Below are 13,772 nucleotides of genomic sequence, written 5' to 3' on the forward strand. Positions count from 1 at the left end.
AAGATTTTAATGTTTTATTATAGAATATCAATGAATTTAAAATAGTCAAATTGAATATTAATTTTTTATCTTTTCTAGTTTCATTACTTTAATTAATTGCCACAGATTTTACAATTTTTGAATCTTTATTAAAATAATTCGACTATCGTCCAGCCAGTGCCTCCACAAATTTTAAAACGCAAAATTTCATGAGTTTTAAAATTTGAATATATTTTTACATTCATATAATTTTAACGTTTTTTTGACCTTTATATAATTTTACAGATACTTTTTTTTCAATTTTTCAATAAAAACAAAAATACCCCTAAAACATAAAACATTCACCCAAAAACAATCATCTAAAACACCTCACTTACCCTACCATTACTGTGTTATGGCTCACTTTAATAAACAGTAATTCAACGAATATAATTGCTATATATAGGATTGTTGACCAATCTTAATTTATAACGTAATATTTTTAAGCCAGAAATCAATTTAGTCCCTATATATAAGTATTGGTTTTCGATTAATAGCACATAATAATTTTAAACAACAAATCATTCTAGCAATATTTTGCTAGTACAACATGTTAAAATAAAATTTATAGACTATTAGGCTTCATTTCCCTCATTGAAGTCATTATGAGAATAACCTATATTTTCACTTTTTACATGAATAATAAATATTAAACCAAGTTTTTTTATGATTCATAAGTTTAAAAAACTTAATGATTCTAATTGAACTACAAATTAAAATTTAGTGCAAACAAAAAGTATAAACTCAAAATAAAAACCCCCAATACAATATTTAATATAAATCCTACGTAAAAAATGAAAGTTCAATCTCACAATCAAAACAAAACTCAATTGGATCCACTTTTACACAACATTGAAAGTGTTATCAATACCACAAATACACAATTAGAAATATGGACAGATTGTATAATAGGAGGTGATGATGCCAATAAGTCTTATAATCTTTCTTATTCCATTACATTCAAAGGTGATTTAGTTTTAGAAGCATTACAACAAGCCGTGAACATTTTAGTTGAGCGTCATGAATGTTTGAGAACTTCGTTCAGTTCTGATGGTATTTATATGAATCTCTTCAAGGATCTTAAAACCGAAATAAGCGTTGATGATATCTCTCAAATTCCTGAAGATGAAAAGGAAAGCGCTAAAAAAAATATAATAGATAGCGAAGTTAATTATCTTTTTAATCTCGTTGAAGGCCCTTTATTCAAAGTTAAATTAATTAAACTCGATGATTTAGAAAACATTTTAGTACTTACACACCATCATATTATTGGAGATGGATTAAGTATTAACATAATAGTAGAAGAGCTTAGTATTATTTATTCTGCCCATATTGAAAATACAATACCAAAACTAAAAACTCCAGAACGTTTTAGTGAATATGCAAAAAAAGTAAATGCTTTAAAAGAAAACAACGAATACAAACAGATAGAAGATTTTTGGCTTGATATCTATAAAGATTCTGTTCCAACCATGGAATTACCTATAGATGAAACCCGACCTCCATTACGCACATACAATAGCACACGCGTTGATTTTCCTATTGATATTAAACTAATAAATTCATTAAGACAGTTAGCAAACAGTGCCGATTGTAGTTTAACAACCAGTTTGCTTGCGGCGTACGAAATTTTTATATGCAAAATCACTGGTCAAAAAGACATTGTAGTTGGGTTTCCTGTTTCAGGAAATAGGCAATACAACATGAAACATTTAATTGGAGATTGTGCAAACCTGCTCCCGTTACGAACTAAAATAAATACCAATATTAGCTTTGTAGACTACCTAAAACAAAGAAATCCAGCAATAATTGAATCTTATTTACATCAACAAGTTAGTTTCGGGCATCTTTTGCAAAAGTTAGCTATTGCTAGAGACCCTTCCAGAGTACCCATGGTACCTATTACTTTAACGGTCGATTTAAATAGGGATATAGAAACTGAGTATTCCTTTATGGGGCTCACCTATGAGTTTGAAATTAACCCAAGAGCTTATGCTTCTTTTGAAATGCAAATTCATGCTTGCATGTCCAAAAATGTACCTACCCTTCAATGTTATTATAATACGTCACTTTTTAAGGAAGAAACCATACATAAAATGATGACTTCATTTGAAGACACCATAAGCAAACTCATTTCAGAACAAAACAGCCCATTAGCAGATATTATAAAAGGTGATTATCTAGCCGATTATACGAAGCTAAATGATACTGAAACGCCCTACCCCAAAGTTTCATTATCTGAAATACTAAACAAACGATCTGAAATTTCCCCTAACAATATTGCTATTGAATATAAAAATACTCAAATAACCTATAAAGATTTACACATTAAGGTAAATCAATTTGCACATTATTTAGAAGCCCAAGGTGTTCAATCTGGTGATTATATCGCGGTTTCTTATCCAAGAAGTCCAGAATTAGTATATGCCATTTTAGCAATTATTCAATGTGGTGCTGCCTATCTTCCTTTAGATCATGAATACCCCGCTAAGCGTGTAGAATATATGATGGAAGATTCTGAAGCTAAATACTTATTAACCAGTAAGGCATTGTCATTATCATTACCAAAATGTTCTAATACCATTTTGATAGATGATGCGATGGAATCATTAAGTCAATACCCTGAAACAAAGCTTGAAAGGTTTGTAGACCCAGAAAACGTATTGTACCTTTTATATACTTCTGGTTCTACCGGAAAACCCAAAGGAGCAAAAATAACGAATAGAAATGTAGTTAATTTATTTTATTCCCTAGAGGTTGAACCAGGTATAACGGAAACCGATAGAGTTCCTTTTATTTCTACCATATCTTTTGATATTGCTAGTTTTGAGTTGTTTTTCCCTTTATTCAAAGGTGCTGTTTTAGTGATACCAGACCATGAAACACCAAGCGATGGTAGATTATTTTTAGAAATGCTAGATAAGGAAAAAATATCCTTAGTTGTAGCAACACCAACCACCTATCAAATGCTTTTAGATTCAGGATGGAATAAAAAATTACCAATAAAAATATGGTGTTGTGGCGAACCTTTACCCGCTAAACTGGCCAAAGAACTTATAGATAGGAGTGATGAACTTTGGACCTTGTATGGCCCTACTGAAGTAACTATTTTTTCTTCTTGTAAACACATAAAAAACGAAGAAACCATCATTTCTGTTGGTGCTCCTATTGCCAATATGCAATATTACATTGTTGATGAGCATTTAAACCTATTGCCTCCAAACGCTATTGGCGAGATTGCCATTGGAGGGGACGGTGTTGGAAAAGGATATTTAGGAAAACCTGAATTAACAGCTGCAAAATATATTCCTAATAAGTTTTCAGATAAAAAGGATGCTATCATGTACCTTTCTGGTGATATAGGCAAATTACTTCCTAGCAATGAAGTGATGTGTTTGGGACGTATTGACCATCAAGTTAAAGTAAGAGGGCACCGCATTGAAATTGGAGAAATAGAACATGCATTAACTTCCATAAAAGGCATAAAGTCGGCCATTGTATTGGCTAAAAAAGATATTCTTGTTGCTTTTGTTGTAGTTGATTATGAATTTACTACAGAACTTGATGAAATTAGATCATGGAGAAATGAATTGGCATCACAACTACCAACTTTTATGGTACCGCATGTTTTTCATATTCTTGATAAAATGCCTAGAACTTTAAACGATAAAGTAGACCGTACGGCATTGCTGGAGTATAAATCAACTTCTGAAAATGAAGATGCCTGCACAGAGCCGAGAACAAAAGAAGAAAAGTTAGTCGCAAGCATTTGGCAAGACATATTAAAAAAAGAGAAAATAGATATTTTTAGTAACTTTTTTGAGATGGGCGGGCATTCTATTATGGCGGTAAACGTTATGGTAGCTATAGAAAACAAAACAGGGATACGCATTCCTCTTTCTGCATTGTTCCAACATTCCACCATTGAAAAATTTGCCAAATTATTAACTGTTGAAAATGAAATTTCTTCAGATTATTTAGTACCGCTCAAGCCAAATGGAACAAAAACACCTCTTTTCATCGTTCATGGGAAAGGACTGAACATTTTAAATTTTGCACACGTCATAAATCATTTTGATGAAGACCAACCCGTTTATGGGCTGCAAGGTGTTGGACCTAATGGTTATGATAACTGGTTTGAATCTGTTGAAGCTATGGCGGCACGCTACATTGAATCTATTATGGAAGTTCATCCTCAAGGACCTTATGCTGTAGCAGGGTTTTCTTTTGGTGGCGTAGTTGCTTTTGAAATGGCTCGCCAATTAAAAGAACAGGGTAAAACAGTGAGCCTCATTGCTGCATTAGACTCAAATGTAGATTCCTCTTATTATTGTGCCTCACTTTTACAAAAAAGATTGGTTAGATATTATGATCGTACGTATAGACGTGTAGATTATTTATGGCAAATGCTAACAAGTTGGGAAGCCTTAAAATTAAGGGCTAATACAAAAAAAGTGTATCTACAGAAAAAATACTTTGGTTTAAAGGATGATATGACAGAACAGGAAGTTGTAGCACATGAACTTTACGTAGAAGCTGATGCCATGGTTTCAAAAATTGTGGATAAATTTCAACTTAAGCCACAAGATTTTGAAGTGGAGTTATTTCGAGCAAAAGATGATGATAGTTACAAATTAGACCCAGAACACTTAGGATGGAAAAGAGCTGCTTTAAAAGGCGTTAATATTCATAATATTTCTGGGAATCATCTAAATATAGTGGCACCTCCAAATGATAAAAAGTTAGCGAGAATGTTACAGGATATTTTAGATAAAAAACATGCCAACATCTAAAATCCTTATTTCATTTTCAAATGTAAAGAGTGTTAAATCAATACCTAATAAAGAAACTTCTTTCATTGCCAATGATAGCATCATTTATAGTATTTATTTACCCGATTTCCTCAACTTAGAAAGCGATTTAAAAAGATATCTAAATTTAAATGAGATTGGCAGAGCCGAACGTTTTCACAGGGATATAGACCGACATCGATTCATCATTTATAGAGCTATCTTAAAATTTATTTTAGCAGCCTATACCAAGTTAGATGTACGAACTATTGCGTTTGATTATCATTCAAATAAAAAACCATATTTGGCCTCTCATCCATGGCTTCAATTTAACAGTTCACATGCTGAAGACTATGCGCTTATTGCCATTTCTCGAAAAAAAATAGGCATTGATATTGAACATATGTCTGATGATTTTAATTTCAACAACCTCATCCAAAATGTTTTTGGGAAGGAAGAAACCTCAATAATCCAAAATGCTGTAAATAAAAAACAAACGTTCTACACCTTGTGGACACGAAAAGAGGCTTTTGTTAAGGGTATTGGAAAAGGTATTGATGATGATTTTAGATATATCCCTTGTTTAGATGGGCAACATGAGATCCCTTCTGGCCTAATACAAAACACTGAAGACTGGCAGGTATGTAGTTTTAATGTTGGAAATCATTATTTGGCTGCGGTAGCAATGGAAGGTTCATCAACATATTTAATAGAACCCGTATTGTTTACGGTGCCTAATACTATGAAGGGTTTACTTAAAATGGCTCAACTAAGTATCGATTGACCCAATCAATTTAGATACTTTTAAAAACGCCTTCCCCTTCTTAAGTTTCTCTTACTCCATCATATGCAATTCTATGCCCAAGCAACCACTTATTAAATTTCTCAACTTTCTTGTTTCATAATATCTAAATAAACTTTAGCCCTTTTATAAAAAAATTCGACCATTGATATGGTTTCTACTTAGGTGGTTTCAATTATAATGGAAAACTTACGGTTTAAAATATCAAAAAAAAAATCCTGTTAATTATCAAAAACGTAATATTTCCAATCTATTTGGGCAAAATCGAAAAAATAGCAACAGATTGCAAATTGTTTTTTTTATTGCAATAAAAAACTTTAATATTGCCAATCCCTAATGCTATATAGCAGCAATTTTTTTTGTTGTTAATTATCTAATAGTTTTTATTTTTTACAAGTTTGTTTCCAAAGTCCCCAGGTTTTAGAAGCTTAACCCAAAATTATATAAGTACTATTTATGATACAAAATAAAAAACGAATTAAAATTTTTGATGTAGCAAAGGGCATTAGTATCATACTAATGACCATGAGTCGCTACCCTTTTTTGGAAACTTATCCTACCTTAATATCTTTTCAAAATGTTGCAATTATTTTTAAAATGCCTACATTCATTTTTATATCGGGATATCTTCTAAGCGATCGATTGGATTTCAAAAGTTTTTTTTATCATAAAGTTGATGGTCTCATAAAACCTTTAATAGGGTTTTTATTTAGCTTAACATTGTTAAATATAATACTTTATTTGGTGACCTCTGACAGGATAATTCTGCATGATATTTTACAATACATTCTAAATTTGCCGCGATCATTTTTCCACGGAAGTTTTGATGTTGTAAACGTGTCATTTTGGTTTATAACAGCTTTATTTTTAGGGCAGATATGCTTAAAAGGATTTTTAGTAATTTCAAATTTAAAGAAACCTTTTAATTACCTGCTTTTAAGCATTTTTTTTATAGTATTATTAATTTTGAATGCCATTAAAACAAAATTTTATTGGTCTGAATATATACCTTCATTTTTTACTTATTTATTTTTAGGTTATGGTTTCAAAAAAATAAGCCTAAGATTTTTTAATGGGACTTCATTTTTTTATAATAAAAAAATGATTTTATTTCCAATTTTATTTTTAATATCGTACGTTACCCTTTACGAATTAAACTTTGATGTTGATTTAAATTTAGCTGGACTTCATTTTAATTATCATTATCTTTTAATCCTATCGCTATTCGGTGTATTTACCATTATTTATTTATGTAGTTTTATTGAAAAAATACCCATCCTAAATTCTGTTTTAGTCTATTGTTCCAAAGCTAGCTTTTTTATTTTGGCCTATCACATATTTATTAAAGATGTATTTTCCACCATGTTTGATCTAGAAACTTACAACCCTTTATTGCATACATTTTTATTTTTCTTAAACATAGTACTTTGTTGTCTAATTTATATGCTATTAAAGCGAGTAACTATTGTTCGTCTTTTGTTTTACCCCTTAAAAACGATTGAATTAAAGGATATAGAAATTAAGTTATTAAAATCTAAATATATTAGCAGAATTATTCCAAAAGAAATATCATTGGCCTAACTTCAAAAGAAACATCATTAATAAAAGCAAAATGCAATGCTTGTTTTCTTGTATTTCGTTAGAAATGATTACTTAACGTGTGTGAAATTCAGTTTTTAACATCCTTTGCGTCTTATTACAATAAAACACTAAAAACCAACCACTTAAGATAAAATTTATGTAAATGATTTTATTTAATTTACAGCTAACTAATAATATTTTTCAAATAATGTAATTCATCGATTATAATTGCTGTGTATAGAAAAATACAATATTATAATTATTAACATGATATTTTTGCCTTAGAAATAACTGTTATTTTTCTTAATAAACATTGAATTTCAATTAATAGCACTAAATAATTTTAAAACACAAACTTTATGGCAGAATTGTATTAAAACAATCTGTTAAATTAAAATTTATAGTCTATTGAGTACAATCTATCCCACATGTATTTTATCATTAAGCTTATTTGATGATTTTGTTAGTTTTAATTAGAACGTATTACAAATTACATTTAATAATATAGCTGTATAAAAAAATGAATAGCAATAAAACTTATTTATCTTATTATAATGAACTAAACAATACGGAAGCTGTTTACCCAACAGAACCGTTGCACGTATTGTTACATAACCAAGCTAAACTATTTTCTAACAAAACAGCTATAGAATTTAAAGGCTCCTGTGTTTCCTATGAAGCATTGCAAAAAAGAGCGAATCAATTATCGCATTATTTAGTAAATCAAGGGGTATGTGCTGGAGCCTTAGTAGGCGTATCTTTAAATCGGGATCCAGAATTATTGGCTACACTAATGGCTATTTTACAATGTGGTGCCGCCTATGTTCCGTTAGATCCTAATTACCCAAAGTCTAGATTAGAATTTATACTAATAGATTCTCAAGCAAAACACCTTATTACAAATAAAGATAATACATTACATATTGATGATTCTATTAAACAGTTATATATTGAAGATGCATTATCTCAAGAAAAAACGCTTCTCAACACTCCTTTAAATATTGTTGTTAACCAAAATGATCTTGCTTATATTCTTTACACATCAGGTTCTACGGGGAAACCAAAAGGTGTTCCCATATCGCATAAAAACCTAGTGAATTTTTTATTTAGTATCTCTAAGGAACCTGGTATTACTGAAAACGATAAGCTTTTAGCAATCACAACTATTTCATTTGATATTGCAGGTCTTGAACTCTTTTTACCACTTTTAAATGGCGCATGTATTATAATGGTAGATGCTGAAACAGCTCGTAATGGAGAGTTATTACATGATATACTAAAAACTAAAAAGATAAGTATTGTACAAGCAACGCCTACTACTTGGAAAATGTTATTAGAATCAAAATGGGAACAACCACTACCTATTACAGCTTTGTGTGGGGGTGAAGCTTTAACTTCAGAACTTGCACAAAAAATATTATCTAAATGTAAAAAACTGTGGAATATGTATGGCCCTACAGAAACCACTATATGGTCCACTATAAAAGAAATAAAACCTGATGACGAATTAATTACCATAGGCAAACCCATTGCCAATACACAAGTTTTTTTATTAAATGCATCAGGTCTGCTAGCAAAACCAGGAACTATTGGAGAGATAACCATTGCTGGAGATGGTGTTGCAGAAGGTTATTGGAAACGCCCAGAATTAACTGCAGAGAAATTTATAAAAAATACATTCAACTCAAATACGAATACATTACTTTATAAAACAGGCGATTTAGGGATATTATTACCTTCAAACAATATACAATGCTTAGGTAGAACAGATCATCAAATAAAAATACGTGGCTACCGTATTGAACCAGAAGAGATTGAAAAAAACCTCATCCTTTTAAACCACATACAAGAAGCAGTTGTACTTGTCCATAATGATATACTAATCGCTTTTGTAAAACCTATAGTTTTTGAAAAATTCACTAGTGAGCATATTAACGAATGGAAATCAAATTTAACAGATAAATTACCTTCGTATTTTGTTCCAAACCAAATTAAAGTTGTTAAAGAATTTCCAACTACTCCTAATGGAAAATTAGACAGACAAGCGCTTTTATATTCAGAAACAATAAAAATTGAATCAAGCTCTATTTCAGAGCCAAAAACAGATACCGAAAAACTCATTGCTGGCATCTGGGAAAAATACCTACATATTGATTATGTAGACATTCGAAATAATTTTTTTGAATTAGGAGGCAATTCACTCATAGCCATTCAAGTTATGAATGACATTGAAAAAGAAACAGGAAAAACCCTTCCATTATCTTCTTTATTTGAATATTCTACTATTGAAAAATTCTCTCAACTATTAAATTCTGAAAATATAGATACATGGGGCTCTTTAGTTCCTATAAAACCCCAAGGAAACAAAACACCGGTTTATATAGTGCACGGTGCTGGTCTGGAAGTTTTAATTTTTAAAGAATTATCAGATAACTTAGATGCAAACCAACCTGTTTATGGGCTCCAAGCAAAAGACCTTTTCAATTCTACAACCACATATGACACTATTGAGAAAATAGCAGCTCATTATGTAGACACCATTATAGACGCGAACCCTGAAGGAACTTTTGCTTTAGCTGGCTATTCTTTTGGTGGTATTATAGCCTACGAAATGGCAAGAAAACTTACAGAGCAAGGTAAAAAGGTAACCATGGTTGGGTTATTAGATACTGCTATAGAGCCACACTTTTACCACGCATCTCCTTTACTTAAAAAAGCAGCTATGTTAGCTTATAAAAATAAAAGAAGATTGAATTTTTTAAAAGAAATGACTCAAAGTTGGGGTCATGTTAAATTGCATTTGAATCGTAAAAAGGAGTTTTTATCTCAAAGATATTTACATCCTAAAAATTTCGAAACAGATCAAGAGCAAATAAAGCATGAAGAATTCATTAAAACTGAAAGCATCATTCATCCTATAAAAAATCGTTATTATATGACCTCTCAGCATGTCATTGTCGATTTATTTAAAGCAGAGGAGCATATCGCCTATGTTGATGATACAACATTTACAGGATGGCAGAATTTTGCATTAAATGGTGTAAACGTTCATAGAACCCCTGGAAATCATGATACCCTTCTAAGTTCTGAAAATGCAAAAGAATTGGCTCGTATTTTTCAAAGTGTATTGGATTTAAGAAACAACAATCAATAAAAATTTTCTAGAACCTAAACACCAAACTCTTTTGAAGAAATCATAAAACATTAAGAAAACCCCCGTTCTTACCTATCCCATGTAATTTATAATTAGGAAAAACTTAATCAATTAACGGTCACAAATTGTTGAAACCATAAGAATTAGCTCCTAATTTTTAGAAATCCCCATTTATTAAGAAATTCTCTTATTTCATATAGAAAAAAACAAATATTATCTTAATTTCGAGCTTAATATTTCAATTCAAATAATATATGAAAGTAGCATTTATTACTGGCGTAACCGGACAAGATGGTGCCTATCTTAGTGAATTTTTATTAAAAAAAGGCTATCAAGTACATGGTTTAAAAAGACGGTCTTCATTGTTTAACACCGATCGTATTGACCACTTGTATCAAGACCCGCATGTAGATAATCGAAATTTTTTCTTGCATTACGGCGATATGACGGATAGCACGAATTTAATCAGGCTTATCAAAGAAATCCAACCAGACGAAATTTATAACCTAGCCGCCATGAGTCATGTACACGTGTCGTTTGAAATTCCAGAATACACAGGTAATGCCGATGGTTTAGGAACCTTAAGGATTTTAGATGCGGTTCGTTTATTAGGTCTTGAAAAAAAGACCCGTATTTACCAAGCCTCAACTTCCGAACTATACGGAAAAGTTCAAGAAGTGCCCCAATCTGAAACCACACCTTTTTACCCTAGAAGTCCGTATGCAGTAGCTAAAATGTATGCTTTTTGGATTACGGTAAACTACCGTGAAGCTTATGGCATGTATGCTTGTAATGGTATTTTATTCAATCACGAATCACCCATTCGTGGGGAAACTTTCGTAACGCGTAAAATTACCCGAGCTACCGCTAGAATAGCACTTGGTTTGCAAGACAAAGTATATCTTGGAAATTTAGATGCTAAAAGAGACTGGGGGCATGCCAAAGATTATGTAAGAATGATGTGGATGATTCTTCAAGCTGAAGAAGCCGAAGACTGGGTTATTGCTACAGGAAAAACAACCACTGTGCGCGATTTTGTTAAAATGGCTTTCGGTGAAGTGGGTATCGAATTAGAGTTTAAAGGAGAGGGCGTTGATGAGAAAGGTTATGTAAAATCTTGCTCAAACCCTAAATTCAATTTAGAAATAGGTAAAGAAGTATTAGCCGTAGACCCTAAGTATTTTAGACCAACAGAAGTTGAATTACTTATAGGTGATGCTACCAAAGCAAATACCAAATTAGGATGGATTCCTGAATATGAATTGAAAGATTTGGTTAAAGATATGATGGCCAGTGATGTGAAGGTGATGCAAAAAGACCAACACATTAAAGAAGGTGGTTATCAAACTTTTAATTATTATGAATAATGTTTTAATTGTTTAACTGTTGAATCGTTTAATTGTTTAACTGTCAAACTTTTCAACTTTCAATTTTGCAACTTAATAAAGAACATGGAAAAAAATTCCAAAATTTATATTGCTGGTCACCGGGGTTTAGTTGGCAGTGCCATATTAAAAAACCTGAAAGCCAAAGGTTATACAGATTTTGTTACACGTACCCATAGTGAACTAGATCTTAAAGATAGTACGGCAGTGGCTCATTTTTTTGCCAGTGAAAAACCCGATTATGTGTTTTTAGCTGCGGCTAAAGTGGGTGGTATTGTTGCCAATAATACCTATCGTGCCGATTTTATTTATGAAAATCTCATGATTCAAAACAATGTATTGCACCAAAGTTATCTGCATGGCGTAAAAAAATTGATGTTTTTGGGAAGTACCTGTATTTACCCAAAAAACTGTCCTCAACCCATGAAAGAGGATTATTTACTTACAGATGTTTTGGAATACACCAATGAACCTTATGCTATAGCTAAAATAGCAGGAATTAAAATGTGCGAGAGCTATAACATACAGTATGGTACAAATTTCATATCTGTTATGCCTACCAATTTATATGGGCCTCATGACAATTTTGATTTGGAAAAATCGCATGTGCTACCTGCCCTTATTAGAAAAATGCATTTAGGTAAAGCTTTAGAACTTCAAAATTGGGATTTAATTCGTAAAGACTTAAACCACATGCCTATAGAAAACATCAATGGCAGTGCCTCTGAAAAAAGTATCCTTCAGGTACTCACTAAATATGGTATTAGCAAGCAGGGAGACAGCATTCAATTAGAAGTTTGGGGTACCGGAAAACCCATGCGTGAATTTTTATGTAGCGAAGATATGGCCGATGCCTGTGTGTTTTTAATGGAAAACCGCAACTTTAACGACTGTTTTGCCAAAAATACCAAAGAAGTACGTAATACCCATATCAATATTGGTACAGGTATCGATATTTCCATAAAAGATTTGGCTTACTTGATTAAAGATATCATAGGTTTTGAAGGCACTCTTTATTTTAATGATACCAAACCGGATGGCACCATGAAAAAGCTAACCGACCCATCAAAATTACATGGGTTAGGTTGGAAACATACAATAGATTTACAAACAGGCATAAAAAAAGTATATGATTGGTACTGCTCTGAGGGTGCTTGATTTTGCAGGCGATTCAAATTTAAAGTTTAATAAAGGTCTAACGAGATATTTCTATTTCGTTAGACCTTCGTTTTTGAAATAATCGATGAAATCACCAAAATAACGTTAAAATTAAAAAAAATATAGCTTATAATAATCCAAAAAGTCATCAAAAGCGTATATCACACTAATGAATTCAATTTTTTACAATTTTAAGTTCAGCATTAACACTTTATCGAAAAGACACTTGTGTTTTATCGAAAATAAAAGACTTTAATCGTTTGTTTTTAAGTATTATGCTATTTTTGATAAGAAAAAACAACAAAAAACTAACCAATATTCTGTGAAGTCTATATTTTTTATAATTAGAAATTTACTGCTGTTTTCAATATTATTTTTTTCATTTGAAGGAATGGGTCAAACCACCCCGCTTATGGCATCAATTAACAGTTCAGGTGGTACAGCAACGGGCAATTCTGGTTCGGTAAGTTATTCCATAGGACAAGTTGTTTATACCTATGTAAACGATACAGGTTATAGTATAGAACAAGGCATACAACATGCTGAAATTCCACAAGACGACACTGAGGAAGAAAATAATTTACCCGAAGATATTGATGGTGAAGGAGAAGCGGACATCATACCGGAAACACCCGAGGTTCATGTGTTGATTTATCCTAACCCTACAACCGACTATGTTAACGTTGCTACCGAAGGGCTTTTATTTGAAAATCAAAATAACTTTTACCGACTTTTCAATTATCAAGGTCAACTTTTAATGGAAAAAAACATCAGTGAAGATACTACAAAGATCCATTTAGACCATTTAAGTGCATCCATGTACATCTTGCGTGTATTTGTTAACAATAGCCTTTACAAAACATTTAAAATATTAAAAAAATAAA

At 31.6% G+C, this 13,772-nt stretch carries 7 protein-coding genes; all 7 read left to right on the forward strand.

Going from position 1 to position 13,772, the window contains the following annotated elements:
* The first annotated feature begins 812 nt into the window (after positions 1 to 812).
* The 7 genes from J8H85_RS07660 (at position 813) to J8H85_RS07690 (ending at position 13,771) form a co-directional block, all read left to right on the forward strand.
* Positions 813 to 4,811, forward strand: coding sequence for a non-ribosomal peptide synthetase (locus J8H85_RS07660; RefSeq protein ID WP_209654188.1), 3,999 nt, complete (start codon positions 813 to 815; stop codon positions 4,809 to 4,811).
* The gene (locus tag J8H85_RS07665; protein WP_209654190.1) at positions 4,798 to 5,592 is read left to right on the forward strand and encodes a 4'-phosphopantetheinyl transferase family protein; all 795 of its coding nucleotides are present in this window, start codon (positions 4,798 to 4,800) and stop codon (positions 5,590 to 5,592) included. Before J8H85_RS07660 ends, J8H85_RS07665 begins: the two co-directional genes overlap by 14 nt.
* A 474-nt stretch (positions 5,593 to 6,066) precedes the next feature.
* Positions 6,067 to 7,191, forward strand: a complete 1,125-nt coding sequence (locus tag J8H85_RS07670; protein WP_209654192.1) for an acyltransferase family protein — start codon at positions 6,067 to 6,069, stop codon at positions 7,189 to 7,191.
* A 520-nt stretch (positions 7,192 to 7,711) separates the two neighbouring features.
* Positions 7,712 to 10,345: a non-ribosomal peptide synthetase family protein gene (locus J8H85_RS07675; RefSeq protein ID WP_209654194.1), complete on the forward strand. Its 2,634-nt coding sequence runs from the start codon at positions 7,712 to 7,714 to the stop codon at positions 10,343 to 10,345.
* A 254-nt stretch (positions 10,346 to 10,599) separates the two neighbouring features.
* Positions 10,600 to 11,712 (forward strand): GDP-mannose 4,6-dehydratase, encoded by a 1,113-nt coding sequence (gene gmd / locus J8H85_RS07680; protein WP_209654196.1) that lies wholly within the window; start codon positions 10,600 to 10,602, stop codon positions 11,710 to 11,712.
* An 84-nt stretch (positions 11,713 to 11,796) separates the two neighbouring features.
* A complete protein-coding gene (locus J8H85_RS07685) occupies positions 11,797 to 12,888 on the forward strand; it encodes a GDP-L-fucose synthase family protein (protein WP_209654198.1) in 1,092 nt (363 codons plus the stop codon).
* Positions 12,889 to 13,300: 412 nt separating this feature from the next.
* Positions 13,301 to 13,771, forward strand: coding sequence for a T9SS type A sorting domain-containing protein (locus tag J8H85_RS07690; protein ID WP_209654200.1), 471 nt, complete (start codon positions 13,301 to 13,303; stop codon positions 13,769 to 13,771).
* Position 13,772 lies beyond the last annotated feature (1 nt).

Origin of the sequence: Mariniflexile gromovii (assembly GCF_017814435.1) — a bacterium.
GTDB lineage: Bacteria > Bacteroidota > Bacteroidia > Flavobacteriales > Flavobacteriaceae > Mariniflexile > Mariniflexile gromovii.